This window comes from Patescibacteria group bacterium (assembly GCA_018817085.1).
Classification (GTDB): Bacteria; Patescibacteriota; WWE3; order CG2-30-40-12; family CG2-30-40-12; genus CG2-30-40-12.
Genome location: JAHIUT010000052.1, coordinates 1 through 19,928, shown reverse-complemented (window position 1 = coordinate 19,928; position 19,928 = coordinate 1). Strand labels below are relative to the sequence as shown.

Below are 19,928 nucleotides of genomic sequence, written 5' to 3'. Positions count from 1 at the left end.
GTAAAATTAAAACTTGCGCCACTCTTACCGTCGCTTTCAACCCACATTTTGCCGTTATGAGCTTCCACAATTCCTTTGGCTATAACAAGCCCCAAACCTGTTCCCTTTTGGGTGGGGTCCACAGGACTTCGCATCTGCTCAAACTTATTAAATAACCGCCCTTTCTGTTCTTCATTTATACCACATCCCGTATCAATAACGCTAACTTGAACCTCCTTTTCCTTTGTTGAGAATTTTACCGTTACCCCACCTTCTTTGGTAAATTTTATTCCGTTTGAAATAAGGTTTGCCAAAACTCTAGAAATTTGGTCCTTATCAAAAGAAAACTTTACAAATTCCTGCGAAAACTCGGTTTTTAAATACAAGCTCTTCCTTTCCGCCAAAGATTTAAAAAAAGTAACTTGCTCTTTAATAAGGTCTGCAATATCGTTTTCGCTTTTTTGCGGGACAAACTTTCCAGATTCTATTTTCGCTTCATCTAACAAATCATTAACTATTCCAAGCATATTATGCGAAGAGTTTTTAATTTCAAACAAAAGTTCGTCCAGTTTTGTTTTCTCAAGTTCGCTTGACCGCTTGGCAAGGAGGTCTGATGTGCCATACATAACATTTAAAGGCGCTCTTAAATCGTGAACCATCATAGAAGTAAAATCTTTTCTCATTTTTTCCAAAAGCTTGTGGTCGCTTATATCCTGCATAAGAACAGCTACCCCCAAAATATTTTGCTCGCTTTTTACGGGAGTGAATATAACTTTAAAATAACGGTCGTTTAAAATAAGTTCGGGCGAGACTAAATCCTTTTCTAGTTTAAGGGACTCTGAAAGTTTGTCATTAAAACTAAAATTATCAGGAAACACATTTGAAATATCCAAAATATTTATATCCCCCAAAGACTCAATTTTTAGCATATTTTTGGCGGATTTGTTAATAACCAAAAGTCGCATTTCCTTGTCTACATAAAAAACTCCATCCGCCAAACTTTCCACCATAATTTCAAGTTTGCTTTTTTCCGAATCCAAAACCTCCTGAAGTTTTGTTACCGCAATAGAAGCCTGCTCTGAAAGTTTGTACAAAACAAGCGCGTCTTCTCCTTTAGCATACATTTTACTTACAGTAGAAGAAATATTAATAATCCCAACCACTTTGTTCTGCGCATACAAAGGCACATTAAAAAAAGAAGCTAGTTTTTTATCGGGAAAATCTCCAACAACAGCCCCGGAGATACCCTCGTCTATTTTTATTCCAGCCATATTTCTGCCAAGCAAACAGGATAACGATTCAAAAACCGCGCTTTTAACATCCGAAACAAAGGTATCGTCCACCGCTTCTTCTAGACGAACACGAAATGTCAGTTTATTGTCATCCAAAACCGCATAAGATACCGCGGAGTGTTTAACTAAATCGCCAATGGAACTGGTAATAATTTCGCAAATTTTTTGGATATTTAAAGAGTAACCAATCCGTTTGCCAATTTCCTGAAGCACGGATAATTCGTACAATTTACGCAAAAAAAGTTTGTGTCTTTTTTCAAATTCTTCTTTCAAGGTTTGGTTTTTTATCTCGGAATACCGCGCGAATAGAAGACACGCTAAAGATACCGCAGACATAGCAAAAACAATAAGGGCAAGTAAGAATTCAGGAGGAAAAAACACTTGGGCAGTTACCATAAATCACTTTTTCTTTGAAATCAGTTCAAAAACACCTAATATCTTCATAAAAATAATAACACCTAAAAATACAAAAAGGCTTTCAATTAAAGGCACAATCCACAACTGTTCAATTCCAAAAAGCAGAGGAAATATCGCCGAAAGCAAAAACCCAAGACCAATAAAAAACATCGGAATAGCAAGTTTTCCAGTACCTATTCTTAAAATAAACATTAAGCAAATCAGAAAAGACACTAAATTAATGGTGATAAAAAGCATCCCGTCTCCTATAGTTGGTCCTTTTATAATCGTAATAGTTTCTATCATTTTACTGAATAACATTAACAAGTATTTCCGGATACTTTTTTAAAATCGGCGCTAGCACATTCCTAAAAACTAGCCCGGACAAAGATAGATACTCGTCAACAATTCCCTGCAGAATTTCTTTAGGGTTTCCTTTAAATCCTGTAGCTTCTCCCTTATCGTTAACTTCAAGTCCTTCAATATTTTTAGCTTTTAAAATGGCTATATCGGGACCCAATACAACAATTTGCTTTTGAACTATTTCAGTTATAGCTTTTTTATAATCGTTATTATCGTCCATATCTGATTTAAGTTAAAGAAACGCCTTTGCTAGAATCGGTATTAAAAAAGGTGTCCACCTTTTGCGCAAGCTCCGAAGGAACTATTTTATACTTTAGGATAAAATCTTCAGCGCCCCCTTCCAACGCCTTTTTAATATTTTCCTCATCTCCAAAATTAGTAAGAACAAAAACAGGAATATCTTTTGTAATATCGGAGGATTTTAGATTTTGCAGAATAGTTATGCCATCCATTTCTGGAAGCATTATATCAAGCAAAATAAGGTCGGGAGATTCGGATTGCGCTTTAGAACAGGCGTTACCACCATTACTTTCCCACACTACCTTATAACCTCCAAGCTCCAATTCAGTGGAGTACATTCTATACAAAGAAGCATCGTCTTCAACGAAAAGTATCTTTTTCATAAAAACACCCCCTTCTATATTTAAGATTACGCAAGTTCTTTCTTATTTGCAAGAGTATCTTCCTAACAAAGGTTTCTCCTTTGCAAAGGAGAAACCTTAGTCTATGGGACAATCTCTTTCTCCAATTTCACATTCAGACTATATTCCCTAGAACCTTTTTCATAATCCTTATATCCCCCTATCACTCTTTGCGCAAGCATGGGCTTAAAAGTTTTTTGAAAAAGAAGCAATTCTTTTTCATTTAAACCATCCAAAAAACATTTCTTATAATGGTTTGCCGTGTTTTCCGTTCCATCTCGGGTAAAAAGACGATGATAGATATAAGCGGGCTCATAACCCCAGAAGTACGCTCCTCCCGCAAGTTCCCAGTCTATAATCGCAAATTTCCCCTCCAAATCAAGAATATGTCTGTGGACTAAATCTCCGTGGACACACGCGGTGGGAAAATCTTTTAGAGGATATTTACTTAACACACTCCCCAATTTATCAATATTATGGTCAAATTCCTTTTTCCATTCATAAGCTAAATCAATAACCACCTGCAAAAGCTCTTGTTGTTTCCCTTCTTTTATTTTTTCCAAACGCGGAGTATCCTTATGCGGAATACTTATATTGCTTCTAATCACCGCTAATGTAGCTTTGGAGAGTATTTCAGCTCCTTCAGGCGTTTTTCCATCAACAAACTTTTCGGGAAATTTTTCAGTAATTAACCACAGATATTTATTATCTGTTAAATCAAAATTTATAATCTTGGGAACAACAAACTCGCTATTTAATTTTCCATTTAACTTGGCGAGAATATAAATTTCTGTAAGAGTTCTGCTGGTAAAAGTTGGATTTATATTTGCTTTAAAAATTACTTTTCGTCCATTTAAGTTCCCTGCAAGGACAATATGCTCTCCAGTTTCTTTAGATTTCTGGATATAATTTTTTAAGCCGAGCGAATTTGCTAAGGACAAAAGTTCCTGCTTGTTTATTCTAGGTTTATCCTTCAACCCCAGCTCAATGGTTTTTTTATAAATATTTTCAAACTTTGTGGACATTTCCATCCTCCGTTGTCATTATACCATTTTTAACTAGGGGGTTTTCAAACGGGGGATTTATTGGTAAAATCATAATATCGGCCCCGTCGTCTAGCGGTTTAGGATACTTGGTTTTCATCCAAGAGATCGCGGGTTCAAATCCCGCCGGGGTCACAGTAGTTTTTAAACTACACTTTTTTGGGAGCGACGACGTTTTGTGGGGTCCAAAATCTTCTTCCTCAACCTTAAACTTTTGGGCGTTACCTCCAAAAGTTCCTCTTCTTCCAAAAATTCCATATTCTGCTCTAAACTCATAATTGTAGGAGGAGTCAGTATAACCGCAATGTCCGCTGTGCTTGACCTAACATTGGTTTGCTTTTTCTCTTTGCAAACATTTATTTCTATATCCCCTTCCCTTGAATTAAGCCCAATAATCATTCCGGAATAAACATCCACCCCGGGACCAATAAAAGTTATTCCCCTTCCCTGGGCAACATTAAGTCCATAAGTTAGCGCTTTTCCCGCCTCGGAAGCTATAAGAACCCCTCTTCTTAATTTTGAAAAGTTAGCGCCCAAAGGTTGGTTTTTTATAAAATAAGAGTTAGTTATCGCCGTTCCTTTGGACAATGTTAAAAGAGTTCCTCTTAAACCAAGTAACCCTCTTGTGGTTATCTCAAAAACTATCCGCATACTCCCATCGCTATTATCGGATTGAGAAATTAAAACAGCTCTCCTTCGTATAACTTCGCTTATTACAGCTTGAGTATATTCGGGCGGTACATCCACAGTTAACTCTTCTACTGGTTCCATAGTCTTACCATCAATTTCTCTTGTAACCACTTGCGGTCTTGAAACCTGAAGTTCGTAACCTTCCCTTCTCAAATTTTCTATAAAAACCGACAAATGGAGTTCTCCTCTGCCAAAAAGAATAAAATCTCCTTGAATTCCCATTTCTAATTTTAAAGAGACATTGGTGGCCAGCTCTTTTTTTATCCGTTCCAAAAGTTGACGGCTTGTGCAAAATTTGCCCTCCCGTCCCGCAAAAGGAGAAGTGTTTGCTGACACGGAAATTTTTAAGGTGGGTTCTTCAATTGCTATTCTAGGCAAACTTTCGGGGCTACTTGCATCCGCAATGGTATCGCCTATACCTGAATTTTTAATCCCGGTTATTGCCACAATATCTCCTGCTATTGCTGTGTCCACTTCAACCCGTTTAAGACCTAAATTTGCGTAAATATGTTCAATTTGCGATTCCTCCACTATTCCTTTATCGCTAATAAGCGCCACTTCAAGACCTTTTTTTGCATTACCTCGCATAATTCTTCCAACAGAATATTTACCTTTAAAAGAATCCCAATCTAAAGAGGCAACAAGCAGTTGGAAAGGTTCGTTAAAAGAAACTTTGGGAGCGGGCACATATTTTAAAATCGCTTCAAAAATTGGGGTTAAGTCTGCGCTTTCATTAAAATCCTCCGGTATTTTTTCCCACGCTTTTCCTTCGCGACCGATTGCGTAAAATACCGGAAAATTTAATTGGTCGTCAGTTTGGGCTAAATTTAAAAACAAATCATAGGTTTCATTAAGGGATTTTGGAACATTAGCATATCTTTTGTCTATTTTATTTATAACAACAATCAGCTTTAAACCCAACTCAAAAGCTTTTTTTAGCACAAATTTAGTTTGAGGCATTGTTCCCTCCTGCGCGTCAATAACTAAAATTGCGCCGTCCGCCATATTTAAAGTCCGTTCCACTTCGCCGCTAAAATCCGCATGTCCCGGAGTATCTACTATATTTATTTTAGTGTTTTTATAAATTATAGCGGTATTTTTGGCTAAAATGGTAATACCCCGTTCCCGTTCTTGGTCGTTTGAATCCAATATTAAAGTCTGGTTCATTTCGGCTTCGTTTTCCCTAAAAGTTTTGGATTGCTTTAAAAGACCATCTACAAGAGTGGTCTTTCCGTGGTCAACATGCGCAATAATAGCAACATTCCTAATATCCATAATCCACAAACGATAAATCTTTCGAGGGCAAAAGTCAAATTTTACAGCTTTTCAAATAAACTTTTTATTGGTAAAATCACATAGGTAAAATAATTGGGGCCGTATATCAGTGCTCAATGAGCGGTTAGCGAGAACGAGCTTGCGAAGTTTGAGCTTACGCGAATTAGTCCGCCAAAGCGTGAGCGACGGCGGAGCAGAATGAGCTGAATATTGCTTGTTAAAATAAACTTAGGACTAAATTAAATTGGGGCCGTAGCTCAGTGGTAGAGCGCCTGCCTTTTAAGCAGGATGTCGAGAGTTCGATCCTCTCCGGCCTCACAATGCGCGGACAATCCAACATCGGGTGTTAAATAAGTCCTTCTCTAATAGACATTCAAAAGATATCTCTATGTCTAAAAAAACTTATCCTAAAATACAACAAGAGGTTAAGGAATTATACAAACATAATGAGTGGAAAACAGAACCCACATTGTTAATCATAGCTATGGTTGAGGAGCTAGGGGAATTAGCGGGACGTTGGTTGGCAGAACATCCTGGCTATAGGAAATCCTTAAAAAAAACTGACCCAATACCTGAGGAAATTGGAGATCTTCTTAATCTCATACTCGCTTTCTGTAATACCCAAAATATAAATTTTGAAGACTGTGTTAGAAAAACAATTAAGAAGAGATTAGAACAAAAGGATCATTGGAAAACACCTCATAATCCAGATATCTAACACCGGGTGTTAGATATTTATGTCAATAGAACCATTTATTCTTCGCAATATCCTCAAAAACACCTTCCAAAGAAGCTAATACGCTGTCCTTTGCAATAAAACTGGACTTTCTTGAATTTAAATAATCTGGCAAAGAACCCCACAAATAATTTTTTAAATCCTTCTCCGTCCTAATATAATTTAAAGATTTAGGATTATTATGAATATACTTAATAACATTAACAATACTGTTATTATCATAAATAGTTTCGGATTTATACATACTTTGAAACACCGCGCCAAAGCGTCCCGTTTTTTTATTAAAGTATTTTGCGTAACTATTTTGAAAAATACGCATAAAATCCGATATCCCGTTATCCCTCACTTCACGAAGTAATAAATGGAAATGTGTGGGCATTAAACAAAAGGCGTATATCTCAACTTGTTTGTTCCCTAAAATATTTAACTCCTCCAAAAATCTCTTTCTGTTGACAAGGGTTAGTTTAGAAAAACAAGAGTAGCTCATTTTAGGTTTATGGAAACGATAATAATTAATTGTATCCAAACATCTTTGGAAATTAGAAAAATTAACAAAAACTGGCTGGTTCGCAATACTACGGTTATAGATATGATATATCCCATCTTTTTGATGGGGGAAACGACGATAGGGCATTATTACTTTTATAGCACAAATGTCATAAATATCCAACACCCGGTGTTAGATGGTTTCGCCTTGGCTTTCTCAAAAGAAAAAACCAAGGCGAATTTTGCCTATACCGCAATCGGAGCGCGAATTGCGGGATAAGGATCATAACCTCTCAAATCAAAGTCCTCATACTTAAATCCAAAAATGTCCATAACATCTGAATTAAGCGCCATTACAGGCAACGGGCGAGGGACTCTCGTCAGTTGCAAACACGCTTGGTCCAAGTGGTTTGAATACAAATGCGCGTCTCCAAAATTGTGAACAAACTCTCCCAAACCAAGATTGCATACTTGCGCCATCAGCATTGTTAACAACGAATATGAAGCAATATTAAACGGCACTCCCAAAAACCAGTCTGCGGAACGTTGATGCAAAACGCAAGACAATTTTCTATCTGCCACATAAAACTGAAACAGAGTGTGGCAAGGAGGCAGAGCCATTTTGTCAATTTCCGCAACATTCCACGCGCTAACAACCAAGCGACGGGAATCTGGGTTGGTCCTAATAGCATTTACCACAGATGATATTTGATCCACACTTTCCCCATTAGGGCAGGACCACGAACGCCATTGATACCCATAAACAGGACCTAGTTCCCCTCTCTCATCCGCCCACTCATCCCAAATATGGACTCCTCTCTCTTGAAGAGTTTTGACATTGGTACTTCCTTGTAAAAACCACAAAAGCTCAAAAATAATCGCTCTTAAATTAACTCTCTTGGTAGTTACAAGAGGAAAACCGTCTGACAAATCAAAACGCATTTGCGGGGCAAAGATTGACAAAGTTCCTGTTCCCGTTCTATCTCCTTTCCTAACCCCCTCATCCAAAATCCTTTGCATTACATCTAGATATTGCCTCACAGAAAATCTCCTTTCTCTAATTCATTGGCGGTTTATGATGCCGCAACTACAAAAGATGGAATTGGCGACCACAAGGGTCGCTACTACAAAAAACCAACTCATCCCGCTTCTCTCTACTGCAAGAGAGAATTTATTTTTGTATGAATTGGGGTATAATCCCCATCCTTTGGTATTACCACCCATTGCCCATAATCCTCAATCGGAGGATTAACCAAATACTCATAGTCCACAACAAAATGTTCTACCGTATATTTGCCCCTGTCTTTTAATAAATCATAAACTACACCCATATCCTTAATATTCATATCCGTCTTTATGTGCTGGGTAATTAGCTCATAAAAATTTTGCAAAACAAACGGATTAAAAATGTTTTTAGGCGCGGTTTCTAAAAACGAACTTGGCATATTCTTTAATAAAACTTGCTGTCTTCGCATTCGCGCAAAATCGCTTCCTTCGCCATTGTCTCCTTTTCTGCTTCTTGAAAAAATTAAAGCGGTTTCCCCATCCATATGCGTTACCCCCGCATTAAAATCTACTGTTATGCCTTCATTAGCGTCTCCCTGCCTATCGTTTGGATATTGGCTATCGGTAAAACCTCTTTCCACATCTACATCCACTCCTCCCATAGCATCCACTACCCAAGCCAAAGCGTCAAAATCCACACGGATAAATCTGTCCACCTCCTGCCCGGTTATTTTTTTTATTTCCTCTTTCATAGCGTCATACCCATAAGTTACATATACCCCGTTTATTTTCATATCCCCCGCCCACAAATCGCGAGGGATAGAAGTTAAAACAATTTTGTTAAGTTTGGGATTAACCGTAACAATCAGCATTATATCCGTTCGGTAAGATTCTTGCGTTTGATATCTTCTATCTATGCCAAGGACAAGCACATTAAAAAGCTCGGAAGGATTGAGAACTTCCAAATGCGGTTTAAGAACAGGTTCGTTAGCCACAACAACCTGCTCCGTATGAGAAATAGGGTTTTCTTCCACTTCTTCAATAACTGGAACTGGAGAGGACTCTTTAACAGAAGATTTGCTACCAAAAATAAGCGCTAAAGCAACAATGACTGCGCCAATAAAAAACAAAACGCTAAATGCCAAAAGTCTATTCTTGCTAAAAAGCGTTTTTATAATGTTTAATTTCGCAAAGATTTTTTCCGTCATCAAAATTAGTAATGGCTATAACATCCATTCTTAAACTTTTACTACAATTAGGATGAGTTTTGCAATAGTACAAGGCTGCCCTTTTTAAAGCCCGTTGTTTGTAGTAACCAACCGCTTCCGCAGGATTGCCAAAATTTGGAGATGCCCTCGTTTTTACCTCCACAAAAACCAAAAGCGACCCTTTAACACATACTAAATCCAACTCACCCCATCTTTTGCTCCTAAACCGTTCCTCTATTATCGTATAACCCGTACTCTCCAAATACTTCTTGGCTGTCTCTTCACCCGTTTTACCAATATCAAGGCTGTAAGACATTTTTATCGCGAATGTAATATAACTTTGCTCGCCTCACCTTTTGGCTTTTTACCACTTCTACTTTCTCTATATTCGGAGAATGAAAAGGAAAAATTCTCTCCACACCCACTTTAGCGGCCCCAATTTTTCTAACCATAAAAGTTTTGGACACCCCCGCGCCCTTTTTAGCTATTACTACACCCTCAAAAGGCTGAATACGCTCTTTGTCCCCTTCTTTTATTTTGTAATAAACCTTTACTATATCCCCTATGTTAATTTCGTACTTGTCTTTCATAATCAGGTGATAATATCAGATGAATAAATTTTGTTCAATAATATAATTATACCCTTGCTGGAACTTGAGATTTAACTTCAATAATAAGATTATTATTTTTAACATCCACCAAAACAACATCCCCCCCCACAACTTCGTTTCTAATAACCTTTTCCGAAACCCGGTTCTCCAATTGATTTTGAATAAACCGCCTTATCGGTCTTGCCCCTAAATTAGGGTCAAATCCCTCCTTAGCTATATAATCACGGGCTTTAACGGTTACTTCTAAATTAATTTCCTGTTCGTTTAAAAGTTTTTCTGTTTTTAGAAGTTGTAAATCCACAATTTTTCGTATCTCCAACCTTCCTAAAGGCTTAAACACCACTATTTCATCCACACGATTTAAAAATTCTGGCTTAAAAGCATTTTTTAATACTCCCATAAGTTTATCCTTTAAAACTTCATAGGAATCCCCTTTATTGTCTTCGCTAGACCCCTGCGCAAAACCCAACTGGGTAGTTTTATTAATTACATCGGAACCTACATTGGAGGTCATAACCAAAATAGTGTTCTTAAAATCAACCGTTCTGCCATGCGCGTCGGTTAACCGCCCATCTTCCATAATCTGCAAAAGGATATTAAAAACTTCAGGATGCGCTTTTTCCAGTTCATCAAACAAAATTATGGAAAAAGGTTTTCTTCTAACAATCTCTGTTAACTGCCCCGCCTCGTCATAACCCACATATCCCGGAGGAGAACCAATCATTCTTGAAACCGTATGTTTTTCCATATACTCACTCATATCAAGCCTTATCATTAAATCTTCATCACCATATAAAACCTCCGCTAAAGCTTTAGTTAACTCGCTTTTTCCAACCCCAGTGGGGCCCAAAAATATAAAACTCCCAATAGGTCTTTTGGGGTCTTTTAACCCCGCTCTAGCTCTTCTAATAGCTTCAGATACCACCTTAACCGCCTCTTCCTGATTAACTATGCGAGTATGAATTCTATCTTCCAGATGCAAAAGTTTTTCTCTTTCCTCCATCGTAAGCTCCTCAAGCGGAATTCTTGTGGCGCGCGACACTATTCGCGCAATATCTTCCCTTTTAACAACAGGTATTTCCTCAAGTTTAGTTTTAGTCCAAATTTCAGTAAGTTCCTTTTTTACCTTATTAAGGTCTTCCAATTTAACATTTAACTTAACCGTATCCGCCCCCTCTTTGGTTAAGTCCTGTTTTATTTGCAAAAGCTCTCTTTCAACCTGCTTTAAGTTCTCTGGTTCCCTTACCGCGGATAATCTAACTTCAGCGCCAGCTTCGTCTATTAAATCTATTGCTTTATCCGGCAAAAACCTATCAGAAATATAGCGGTCGGAAAACTCAACCGCAGCTTTTATAGCCTCTTTTGAATACACTATTTGATGATGTTTTTCGTACCGGATTTTAAGCCCGTTTAATATGTCCAAAGTCTCCAAAAAAGTAGGTTCGTTTACTATTACAGGCTGAAACCTACGTTCTAGCGCGGCATCTCTTTCAATTCTCCTTCTATAGTCATCCAAAGTAGTTGCCCCAACCAGTTGGAGCTCGCCTCTGGCAAGAGACGGCTTTAACATATTAGCCGCGTCTATAGCGCCCTCTGCCGCGCCCGCTCCCACCACTGTATGCAGTTCGTCTATAAAAAGAATAATCTGCCCTTGCGCTTTTATTACTTCGTCCAGTATTTTTTTAAGCCTATCCTCAAATTGACCTCTGTGAGAAGTACCTGCGATTATTGAAGCCATATCTAAAGCAACCACTCGTTTTCCCCGCAATGTTTCGGGAACTTGACCAGCGGTTATTTTTTGCGCTAAACCTTCAACTATAGCAGTTTTTCCAACTCCCGGGTCGCCGATAAGAACAGGATTATTTTTTGTCCTGCGAGATAAAATGTGAATTACCCTTTTTATTTCTTCTTCCCTGCCTATTACCGGGTCAAGTTTATCGTCTTTGGCAAGTTGCGTTAAATCTTTGCCGAATTTGTCCAGAATAGAAGTATCCGCCGCAGTTTTTTGCAACTCATCAAAACATATTCTACACAAAGCAACATAAACTTGGCGACCTTCAATAGTTTGGGTAGTTTGTATTTCCGCAGGCCGTTTTTGACACCGTTGGCATATTATCATAGTTAAATTCTAACACATAAATACAATGTTATCTTGTTGTATGCAACTATTCATAGTTACTGACACAAACGAATGGTTGGTAACTCTCGTCATTGCGAGTCTTGTCCCTCGCTAAAGCTCGGTATCACAATAACACTGTGTCAATAACTGTGAGTAGTCACTAACAAGGTTTTAACTTGAAGTTTTGACATTTGACATTTGAGTTTTGACATTTTGTTCTAATGTTCCCACACATCGGAAACTACCGCTTCCGCAACGGCAGGCACTTCTTTTAAAAAATTCCTCCCCGCTCTTTCCATTTCTTCTTGTTGGATTTTAGCCACGAATTCCGCTTGTTCCTCCACAACTTCAGAAACTATTTCATCGTGGACTGTATGGACAATACCACCTTTAATACCCTCTTTTTCAAACCGTTCTTGTATAAAAACTAAAGCCAATTTTGTCATATCGGCGCAGGTGCCTTGGATGGGATGGTTTTTAGCCGCCCTCTCAATACTGCCTACCTCGCGAATATAATTTGGGTCGGCCTTATCGGGCAAAACAAACCATCGTTTACGTCCCAACATTGTTTCGGCATACCCTTTTTGCACACCATCCTTTGCCACTTTGTCAAGCCATCTTTTAACCCCGGCGTAAGTTGCAAAATATTTTTCCAAAAGTTTTTTCGCCTCGTCTGAAGAAATCCCTATTTGCGCCCCGATAGACACCGCTCCTCTGCCATACATAAGACCAAAGTTGATTGTTTTTGTAGCCTGACGCATTTCTTTGGTTACCTTCTCAAACGGAACATTATACATTTGGCTTGCGGTTAGGGTATGCAAATCGGCGTTTTCTTTGTACGCCCTTACGAAAGCGGGGTCTTTGCTATACTCCGCCAAAATTCGTAACTCCGCTTGGGAATAATCGGCGTTAACTAATTTATATCCTTTACTTGCGGAAAAACACGACCTAAAAGTGGCGTCTCGTGGTATTTGTTGTAAATTGGGATTAGAACACGAAAACCTGCCTGTGGAAGCGCCCAATTGAAAAAAATCGGGGTGCAATCTTTTAGTTTTTTTGTTTATTTTAGAAATCATATTCTCGCCAAAAGCGGATAGCAGTTTCTCGTACCCCCGATATTCCAACAACATTTTTGCAATTGGGTGGGAGGATTTTTGCAAAATAGCCACGCCTGTTGAGGGAAAATCCAAACCCAGCTTATCATTAAAAAGTTCCATTAATTGTTTTTGGCTATTTAAGTTAATAGCGCTTCCCATATTGCCAAATAAATCTGCTTGATTATTTTTATACAAAGGCCGAATCTCGTTTTGTAAATTGTTTGCTAAACCATCTCTTTTTGCTCTAAAATCCCGCAAATTTCTACGCCATTTATCTACATCTATATTGGTGCCTCTAAGTTCCATTTCACCCACAACCGGCAAAACAGCAAATTCAAGTTTAGCCGTTTTCGTTAACGAGTTCTCTTTAATTTTTGCGTATTGTTTGGCAAAAATAGGAAAAAGTACTAAAACATCCATCGCCGCATATTCAAGTTGGTCTTTTGTTACTCTACCTCCTGTAATAAAACTTTCCCTTATCTCCTTTTTCAAATCCACATCCAAATATTTTTTAGAAAGAAGTTTCAAAGAACTTAACCTAGAACCCGCGCTTATGCCAGCATTTAGCAAAGCTTCCGCCAACATTGTGTCGTAAATATTTTTCATAGCAATGCCCAAACTCACTTTTATAACCTCGTAATCAAACTTTCCGTTTTGGGTAAGTTTAAGTTTTTTGGGGTCTTCTAAAAGTTTTTTTACCCCCGAAAAATCTTTAATTTTTCGCGCATCAATTATATACGCTTTTTCCGGGGTACCAATTTGCAATAAAAGAAGTTTGTTTGCGTAAGGGTCAATAGAGGTGCCTTCGGTATCTATCGCAATAATATCTCTTTTTGCCAGATCTTTGGAAATTGCTTTTTTGAGACTTTCTTGGTCGGTAATAAATTCGTATTGAGGGTCCTGTAAAACCTTTTCGTTATATTCCACAAAGGTATTATAGCAGATTTAGGAAAATCGCCGAACACACCTTTGGGTCGGCTTTGCCTTGAGTTTCTTTCATTACACAACCTATCAGAAATTGCAAAACTCCTTGCTTCCCCGCTTTATAATCCAAAACAGGATTTGGATTTTCGGCAATAATTTTGTTAATTATTTTGGACAATTCCTTCTCGTCCGTTATAAAATATTCCACTTTTTCTTTTAATTCTTTAGGTTCGCTTAAAAAACCTTCGGGGACATTTTCCGCTTTGCCTGACATAGTTTTTGACAAATCTTTCTTTAGGTTCGCAATATAAGAATCGGAAAACTCCATCTGAGGGATATCCGGTTCGGGAAAATACCGATAATCATATTCCTCCTCTTTCTTTCGCTGACTCACCGTTTTTTTGGATTTTTCGTTCCATCCCCTTGTTTCTTGCTCCACAACCTTGCCCGCATTTAGGATTTTCTCTTGTCTGGCTATCTCGTAGACAATTGCGTTTCTTAAAAATCTAAAAGAATTGATGTTCTTAATTTCCACCCGATATTTCGGCAATTCTTGGGAACCCGTTTCTCTTAAAGAGATATTAAGCTCAAGACGCATATTGCCTTTTTCCATATCGGCATTGCTTACTCCCAAAGACCGCGCTAATTCTCTAATTTTCCTTCCTAATTCCACCGCCTGTTCCGCGCTTTTTATATCCGGCTCGGTAACCAACTCCGCCAAAGGTACGCCAGATTTATTAAAATCAAGCAAAGTTCCTTCTTTTGTATGCATAGATTTTCCAGTATCCTCCTCCAAATGTATCCTTCTTATATCCACTTTGCCAAAAGAGGTGTTCAAAAAACCATTAACGCACAAAGGTTGGCTAAACTGCGTTATCTGATAACCTTTTGGAAGGTCGGGATAAAAATAGTTTTTTCTTGCAAAGGAAGAGGTTTTATTTAATTTGCAGTTAAGGGACAAACCCAAAAGCTGGGTTTTTCTAATAGCGGATTCGTTTGGAACCGGCAAAGCTCCGGGCAAACCAAGACAAGTGGGGCAAGTTACAGAATTGGGGCTTTTTTTCCAAATATCATTACTGCAAGAACAAAACATCTTGCTTTTAGTATTTAGCTGTATATGTATTTCAAGTCCGATTACCGGTTCGTACATAATATCCATCTCAAAACTCAAATCTCAAAAGTCAAAGGTTACGAAGTAAGTTCGCTCCGCGAAGTCACAACTTAAATGTAAAAACTAATTTCATAAAATTACAAATGAGCTAAACCCCGAATGAATCTAAATGAGAAGGAAAAACCTCCCAATACCTCGTTTTCTGTTCAAAAGCGCGTCCAACCCTATACAAAAGTTTCTCGTTAAAATGCTTTCCAATAAACTGAATTCCCGTAGGCAAATTGTCCACAAACCCTCCGGGGACCGATAAAGCGGGCAGTCCCGCTAAATTTACAGGGACGGTTAAAACATCCATCATATACATTTTAACGGGGTCGGTTATGCTTTCTCCAAGTTTGGGAGGGATACTCGGAAAAACGGGAGCAACTAAAGCGTCCACTTTTTCAAAAACATTTTTGAAATCGTTTATAACCAAAGTCCTAACTTTTTGCGCTTTTAAATAATAATCCTCATAATAACCCGCAGATAAGCTATAGGTGCCCATCATAATTCGCCTTTTAGCCTCTTCTCCAAAATAATCCCTCGTTTTCCCAAATCTAATGCCGTCAAAACGGGCAAGATTAGAACTTATCTCCGAAGGTGTTATTATGTAATAAGCGGTTATAGCATACTCTGTGTGCGGCAAAGAAACTTCAACAATTTCCGCCCCCAAACTTTCAAGGGTTTTTATATTTTGGACAAAACGCGCTTTTAATTCAGCACCCAAACTAGTTATATATTCTTTTGGAACTCCAATTTTTAATTTGGAAATTCCTTTTTCAATACCGCTCAAATAATTGTCTTTTTCGTTTCTAGAACTTGTGGCGTCTTTTTCGTCAAATCCTGCGGTAATGCCTAACACAAACGCATTATCCCAAATCGTTTTTGTTATATGCCCAATAGAATCCATAGACGATGTCATCGCTATTATCCCATAACGAGACACTCTGCCATAAGTTGGTTTAATTCCAACAGTATTAGTAAAACTAGCGGGCAAGCGAATACTTCCCCCGGTATCGGTTGCCGTGGCTACAGGAATAAAACCCGCAGACACTGCCGCCGCCGACCCGCTGGAAGAACCTCCGGGTGTTCTATCTTGCGCGTACGGATTTTTGGTAATCTGAAAATCCGAGTTTTCCCCAGTTGTTCCATGCGCAAACGCGTCACAATTTAATTTACCAATAGATAAAAACCCTTCCTTGTTTAATCGTTCCACTACTACAGCATTATAGGGCGGTATGTAGTTTTTAAGGATATTTGAACCCGCCGTGGTTTTAATATCTTTAGTGGTAAAAATGTCTTTATGCGCAACAGGAACGCTGTTTCCCCCAATCTTTAAAGAATCTTTTGGACAAAGCGTAATAAAAGATTTTATGAGGGGGTCGCTTTTTTTAATCCGGTCGTAAAAAGTATCAAACACTTCTTTTGGGCTAAAAAGTTTGCTTTTATAACCTTCTAAAATTTGTTGAATGGTTAAAAAGTTATTTAACATCAAAAACCCCCTTAGTTAAAAAGTAACTGTCCTTAGTCATTTTAGAGTTTTGCAAAGCCTGCAACGCGCCCAAACTTCTAAAAGGAATATCTTTCCGCAACTCGTTTTTCTTGCCCGTAACTTGATAAGTAGGCATAACATCTTTAATTTTAAGTTGCTTAAGTTTTTCAACAAAGGAAATAATTTTGGGCAATTGTAAACTAAAAGTGGACAGCTCCTCGCTTTTTAAGGGTATTTTTGCCAACTCCGCAATTTTTTCTACCTCTTTTTTATTTAACATAACTTACATACTTCTTAACCTCTGAATCCTATCATTTATTGGCGGGTGCGTGTTGAACATATTGGCAAACCACGAAACGGAACCCTTTTGATTTTTAAGCGGATTTGAAATATACAAATGAGCGGTGGCTTTATTGGCAACCTCCAAAGGTTCCTTATCTTCCGCTATTTTTTCCAACGCGCCGGCAAGACCCACCGGATATCTTGTTAATAATGCTCCGCTTGCGTCGGCTAGATATTCTCTGTTTCGGGATATAGCAAGCTGAATTAACGAAGCTATTACAGGGCTTAACGCCACCAAAATAAGCGCCAACAGCATTAAAACACCGCCTATATTGCTATCGTCCTTGCTTCTTTTTCTGTAAAACATAGAACGCGCCATAAAATCAGCTAAAAGTGTAACCGTTCCAACAAGAACCACTACAATTACCATAAGACGGGTATCAAAATTTTTGATGTGGGATAATTCGTGCGCGGCAACTCCTTCCAATTCCTCGTCTTCTAATCTTTCCACGGCTCCAGTGGTAAAAACAACCGCCGCATGTTTGGGGTCTCTGCCTACCGCAAAAGCGTTTATTGCGGTATCTTTTATGAGATAAACTTTTGGGGCGGGAATTCCCGCGCCGATGCACAAGTTTTCAACTATCCTAAAAACTTTAGGTTCCGTGTTTTTATCCACTTTAATAGCGCCGGATATACTAAGAGCTATTGAATCTGAAAAAAAGTAGCTAAAAAAGGAAGTTACTGATGAAATAACAACAGCAAAGAAAACCATACTATTTCCATACCCACTGATTTTACCAAAAACAAAACCTAAAAAGGTTATTAAAAGCACAAACAAAACCATAACTACCCAAGTTTTTCTTTTGTTAGAATCAATTTGGTTATATATAGTCATTTAAATTTATCAGAACTTAACATTAACTTCCTTTTTATCCGCCTCGCTTGCCTTAAAAAATTCCGCCTCTTTAAACTTTAGCATATTGGCAATTAGAACAGTTGGAAACACTCTTATTTTAGTGTTAAAGTTTAGAACATTGCTGTTATAAAACTGCCTTGAGTACGCAATTTTATTTTCGGTATCCGAAAGCTCGTCTTGCAATTCTCTAAAATTGTCGCTGGCTTTAAGGTCGGGGTAGTTCTCGGCAATCGCAAACAAACTTTTAAGCGCGCCCGTTAGAACATTGTCCGCTGAAGCCTTTTCTTGAGGAGATTTTGCGCCCAACATTGCGCTTCGGGCGTTAGCAACACTCTCAAAAATACTCTTTTCATGTGTGGCATACCCTTTAACCGTTTCAATAAGGTTAGGAATTAAATCCGACCTCCTTTTTAATTGAACATCTATACCGCTCCAAGATTCTTCAACGCGGGTTTTAGCCACAATAAGGCTGTTGTAAGTAAACCATACTAACCCAGCTATAGCCACTATAATAACGAAAATCGATAATAATGTTGTCATAATTTTAAATTCACCTCCTTATTCTATTAATTTTTAATTCTTAATTCTTAATTTTTATTGAATTCTTAATGTTTAAATTTTTAAAAATTAATACATTACAAATTGATTAAAAATTTTAAATTAGAAATTAAAAATTCTATATATTTAAAAACTTCAACATTTCACTTAAAGACAATGTATTTATCACATTTTTCTTCTCGCACCAACCCCTCCGAGCAACCGATACGGCGTAAGGCATAAATTTTAAGTCCTTCACACTATGCGCGTCGGTGTTCGTGGATAACAATACCCCTTGTTGTACCGCCTGTTTTACCAAATAATCTGGAAGGTCTAAACGGCTGGGCTGTCCATTTATTTCTAACACTTTATTGTGTTCTTTACAAGCTTTAAACACTACCTCCCAATCAACGCTATAACCTTCTCTTTCTGATATAAGCCGTCCGGTTGGGTGAGCGATAATTTTTATGTATGGGTTTTTTATTAAAGTTAAAAACCTTTCCGTTATTTGCTTTTTGGACTGTCCAAAAGAAGTATGAATTGCTCCCACAGCATAGTCAAACTCTTTTAATAATCTGTCTGGGTACACCACTTTGTTGTCGGCAGAAACATTTATTTCGCACCCGAAGAGTACTCGCATACCTTTATGCGAACTATTATATTGTTCAATTTCTTTCCTTCTCGCCTCTATTGCAAGCATAACATCCGATTCGGTATGAGTGGAAAGGCTCATTTGATGGTCGGTAATTCCAAAATATTCATATCCTAAATTTTCGGCAGATGCTGTCATTTCACCAAAAGAGTTTTCTCCATCGCTATAAGTGGTATGAGATTGGAGGTCGCCTTTAATATCCGAAACAGTTAATAAATTAGGAATTTTGTTTCTTATAGCAAGCTCAATTTCCCCCAAATCCTCCCGCAATTCCGGCGAGATGTATTGCATATCCAAAAAGCGGTAAAAACCTTCCTCGGTGTCAAATTTAACCGTTTGGGGGCCCTTTTTTATACCATACTCCGATAAAGAAAGACCTTTTTCCAAAGCCACTTTTCTTAAATGGATATTATGAAGTTTTGAGCCGGTAAAATGTTGCAATAAAGAACCGTACGAATCGGGATTTTGGGTCATTATATCTACTTGAAAATCCCCCAGTATTATTACACTTGCCTTAATATCTCCTTTGCTGATAATTTTTGTAATTTTGGGGTACTTAACAAAGTAATTTATAACTTCGCGGGAATTTTTAGTGGCAACGGAAATATCTATATCCCCAACGGTGGCGGATTTGCGCCGTAAAGAACCTAAAGGGTCCGCTTTTAAGACATAAGGGTACTTTTTTAAATAATCAAGCAATTTAAAAGCTGTTTCTTCCGCCACATATAACGGAAAACGGGCTTCTTTATCTGCCATTTTTTCTATACTTTGCAAGATTTTGTTTTCGGATTCCTCACCAAAACCGGGCAGGGTTTTTATTTTGCCGATTTCGGCAAATTTTTTAAGTTGCGACACGGCTTTATTCTCGTTATTAAGATTAAAATGAGAGGCGAGTTTAAACGCAGTTTTAGCGCCTATTCCAGGAACCTCTAAAAGTCCAAACATACCTTGAGGAAGACTTTTTTTAACTTCGTTGAAATGGGATACTTTTCCGGTATTAAAAAGTTCCGTAAGATGTTCTTCTAAAGCTTCGC

21 protein-coding genes and 2 tRNA genes are annotated in these 19,928 nt (G+C 38.0%); 4 read left to right on the top strand and 19 right to left on the bottom strand.

Annotation, left to right across the window (positions count from 1 at the left end; all coding sequences use genetic code 11):
- From KJ678_03530 to KJ678_03510, 5 genes are all read right to left on the bottom strand, one after another.
- Positions 1-1,667: hypothetical protein (locus KJ678_03530; protein MBU1017201.1), on the bottom strand; the 1,667-nt coding region annotated here is incomplete at its 3' end.
- A 3-nt stretch (positions 1,668-1,670) separates the two neighbouring features.
- A complete protein-coding gene (locus KJ678_03525; protein MBU1017200.1) occupies positions 1,671-1,988 on the bottom strand; it encodes a hypothetical protein in 318 nt (105 codons plus the stop codon).
- Complete coding sequence (locus KJ678_03520; GenBank protein MBU1017199.1) at positions 1,975-2,250, bottom strand: hypothetical protein; 276 nt, start codon at positions 2,248-2,250, stop codon at positions 1,975-1,977. Before KJ678_03520 ends, KJ678_03525 begins: the two co-directional genes overlap by 14 nt.
- A 7-nt stretch (positions 2,251-2,257) precedes the next feature.
- Positions 2,258-2,653 (bottom strand): response regulator, encoded by a 396-nt coding sequence (locus KJ678_03515; protein MBU1017198.1) that lies wholly within the window; start codon positions 2,651-2,653, stop codon positions 2,258-2,260.
- Positions 2,654-2,754: 101 nt separating this feature from the next.
- The gene (locus KJ678_03510; GenBank protein ID MBU1017197.1) at positions 2,755-3,702 is read right to left on the bottom strand and encodes a hypothetical protein; all 948 of its coding nucleotides are present in this window, start codon (positions 3,700-3,702) and stop codon (positions 2,755-2,757) included.
- Positions 3,703-3,775: 73 nt separating this feature from the next.
- On the opposite strand from KJ678_03510, the gene KJ678_03505 reads away from it, so the two are divergent.
- Positions 3,776-3,849 (top strand) — tRNA-Glu (locus KJ678_03505).
- 9 nt (positions 3,850-3,858) lie between these two features.
- Here the strand turns inward: KJ678_03505 and typA are convergent.
- Positions 3,859-5,679 carry a translational GTPase TypA gene (gene typA / locus KJ678_03500; GenBank protein MBU1017196.1) on the bottom strand — a complete coding sequence of 607 codons (1,821 nt, stop codon included), beginning with the start codon at positions 5,677-5,679 and terminating at the stop codon, positions 3,859-3,861.
- A gap of 246 nt (positions 5,680-5,925) precedes the next feature.
- Here typA and KJ678_03495 point away from each other — a divergent pair.
- Together KJ678_03495 and KJ678_03490 are read left to right on the top strand one after the other, a co-directional pair.
- A tRNA-Lys gene (locus tag KJ678_03495) sits at positions 5,926-5,997 on the top strand.
- Positions 5,998-6,067: 70 nt separating this feature from the next.
- Complete coding sequence (locus KJ678_03490; GenBank protein MBU1017195.1) at positions 6,068-6,397, top strand: hypothetical protein; 330 nt, start codon at positions 6,068-6,070, stop codon at positions 6,395-6,397.
- A gap of 22 nt (positions 6,398-6,419) precedes the next feature.
- Here KJ678_03490 and KJ678_03485 read toward each other — a convergent pair whose 3' ends face one another.
- Positions 6,420-6,902, bottom strand: a complete 483-nt coding sequence (locus tag KJ678_03485; protein ID MBU1017194.1) for a transposase — start codon at positions 6,900-6,902, stop codon at positions 6,420-6,422.
- 9 nt (positions 6,903-6,911) lie between these two features.
- On the opposite strand from KJ678_03485, the gene KJ678_03480 reads away from it, so the two are divergent.
- Positions 6,912-7,181 carry a hypothetical protein gene (locus KJ678_03480; protein MBU1017193.1) on the top strand — a complete coding sequence of 90 codons (270 nt, stop codon included), beginning with the start codon at positions 6,912-6,914 and terminating at the stop codon, positions 7,179-7,181.
- Here KJ678_03480 and KJ678_03475 read toward each other — a convergent pair.
- From KJ678_03475 to polX, 12 genes are all read right to left on the bottom strand, one after another.
- Complete coding sequence (locus KJ678_03475) at positions 7,148-7,942, bottom strand: thymidylate synthase (protein ID MBU1017192.1); 795 nt, start codon at positions 7,940-7,942, stop codon at positions 7,148-7,150. The two genes, KJ678_03480 and KJ678_03475, sit on opposite strands and share 34 nt — an antisense overlap.
- Positions 7,943-8,055: 113 nt before the next feature.
- Positions 8,056-9,114, bottom strand: coding sequence for an LCP family protein (locus KJ678_03470; protein ID MBU1017191.1), 1,059 nt, complete (start codon positions 9,112-9,114; stop codon positions 8,056-8,058).
- Entirely contained in the window at positions 9,065-9,430 is a 366-nt protein-coding gene (locus KJ678_03465; GenBank protein ID MBU1017190.1) for a YraN family protein, read from the bottom strand. Before KJ678_03465 ends, KJ678_03470 begins: the two co-directional genes overlap by 50 nt.
- Positions 9,414-9,704 carry a 50S ribosomal protein L19 gene (rplS, locus tag KJ678_03460; GenBank protein ID MBU1017189.1) on the bottom strand — a complete coding sequence of 97 codons (291 nt, stop codon included), beginning with the start codon at positions 9,702-9,704 and terminating at the stop codon, positions 9,414-9,416. The genes KJ678_03465 and rplS overlap by 17 nt, the downstream gene beginning before the upstream one ends.
- A 46-nt stretch (positions 9,705-9,750) precedes the next feature.
- Positions 9,751-11,841: an AAA family ATPase gene (locus KJ678_03455; GenBank protein ID MBU1017188.1), complete on the bottom strand. Its 2,091-nt coding sequence runs from the start codon at positions 11,839-11,841 to the stop codon at positions 9,751-9,753.
- Positions 11,842-12,062: 221 nt separating this feature from the next.
- Positions 12,063-13,868 (bottom strand): hypothetical protein, encoded by a 1,806-nt coding sequence (locus KJ678_03450; protein ID MBU1017187.1) that lies wholly within the window; start codon positions 13,866-13,868, stop codon positions 12,063-12,065.
- A 7-nt stretch (positions 13,869-13,875) separates the two neighbouring features.
- On the bottom strand, positions 13,876-15,018 hold the full coding sequence (gene gatB, locus KJ678_03445) for an Asp-tRNA(Asn)/Glu-tRNA(Gln) amidotransferase subunit GatB (protein MBU1017186.1): 1,143 nt from the start codon (positions 15,016-15,018) through the stop codon (positions 13,876-13,878).
- A gap of 106 nt (positions 15,019-15,124) precedes the next feature.
- Positions 15,125-16,507, bottom strand: a complete 1,383-nt coding sequence (gatA, locus tag KJ678_03440) for an Asp-tRNA(Asn)/Glu-tRNA(Gln) amidotransferase subunit GatA (protein ID MBU1017185.1) — start codon at positions 16,505-16,507, stop codon at positions 15,125-15,127.
- Complete coding sequence (gatC, locus tag KJ678_03435) at positions 16,497-16,787, bottom strand: Asp-tRNA(Asn)/Glu-tRNA(Gln) amidotransferase subunit GatC (GenBank protein ID MBU1017184.1); 291 nt, start codon at positions 16,785-16,787, stop codon at positions 16,497-16,499. Before gatC ends, gatA begins: the two co-directional genes overlap by 11 nt.
- A 3-nt stretch (positions 16,788-16,790) precedes the next feature.
- Positions 16,791-17,633 (bottom strand): M48 family metallopeptidase, encoded by an 843-nt coding sequence (locus tag KJ678_03430; GenBank protein MBU1017183.1) that lies wholly within the window; start codon positions 17,631-17,633, stop codon positions 16,791-16,793.
- A 60-nt stretch (positions 17,634-17,693) separates the two neighbouring features.
- Complete coding sequence (locus tag KJ678_03425; protein ID MBU1017182.1) at positions 17,694-18,248, bottom strand: LemA family protein; 555 nt, start codon at positions 18,246-18,248, stop codon at positions 17,694-17,696.
- Positions 18,249-18,381: 133 nt separating this feature from the next.
- A partial coding sequence (polX, locus tag KJ678_03420) for a DNA polymerase/3'-5' exonuclease PolX (protein MBU1017181.1) occupies positions 18,382-19,928 on the bottom strand: 1,547 nt, incomplete at its 5' end.

What these genes read in the sequence shown, in the direction of transcription:
- KJ678_03525 (MBU1017200.1), bottom strand. Translation starts at nt 1,988, where the DNA reads ATGTTATTCAGTAAAATGATAGAAACTATTACGATTATAAAAGGACCA.
- KJ678_03520 (MBU1017199.1), bottom strand. Translation starts at nt 2,250, where the DNA reads ATGGACGATAATAACGATTATAAAAAAGCTATAACTGAAATAGTTCAA.
- KJ678_03515 (MBU1017198.1), bottom strand. Translation starts at nt 2,653, where the DNA reads ATGAAAAAGATACTTTTCGTTGAAGACGATGCTTCTTTGTATAGAATG.
- KJ678_03510 (MBU1017197.1), bottom strand. Translation starts at nt 3,702, where the DNA reads ATGGAAATGTCCACAAAGTTTGAAAATATTTATAAAAAAACCATTGAG.
- typA (MBU1017196.1), bottom strand. Translation starts at nt 5,679, where the DNA reads ATGGATATTAGGAATGTTGCTATTATTGCGCATGTTGACCACGGAAAG.
- KJ678_03490 (MBU1017195.1), top strand. Translation starts at nt 6,068, where the DNA reads ATGTCTAAAAAAACTTATCCTAAAATACAACAAGAGGTTAAGGAATTA.
- KJ678_03485 (MBU1017194.1), bottom strand. Translation starts at nt 6,902, where the DNA reads ATGAGCTACTCTTGTTTTTCTAAACTAACCCTTGTCAACAGAAAGAGA.
- KJ678_03480 (MBU1017193.1), top strand. Translation starts at nt 6,912, where the DNA reads ATGGAAACGATAATAATTAATTGTATCCAAACATCTTTGGAAATTAGA.
- KJ678_03470 (MBU1017191.1), bottom strand. Translation starts at nt 9,114, where the DNA reads ATGACGGAAAAAATCTTTGCGAAATTAAACATTATAAAAACGCTTTTT.
- KJ678_03465 (MBU1017190.1), bottom strand. Translation starts at nt 9,430, where the DNA reads ATGTCTTACAGCCTTGATATTGGTAAAACGGGTGAAGAGACAGCCAAG.
- rplS (MBU1017189.1), bottom strand. Translation starts at nt 9,704, where the DNA reads ATGAAAGACAAGTACGAAATTAACATAGGGGATATAGTAAAGGTTTAT.
- gatA (MBU1017185.1), bottom strand. Translation starts at nt 16,507, where the DNA reads ATGTTAAATAACTTTTTAACCATTCAACAAATTTTAGAAGGTTATAAA.
- gatC (MBU1017184.1), bottom strand. Translation starts at nt 16,787, where the DNA reads ATGTTAAATAAAAAAGAGGTAGAAAAAATTGCGGAGTTGGCAAAAATA.
- KJ678_03430 (MBU1017183.1), bottom strand. Translation starts at nt 17,633, where the DNA reads ATGGTTTTGTTTGTGCTTTTAATAACCTTTTTAGGTTTTGTTTTTGGT.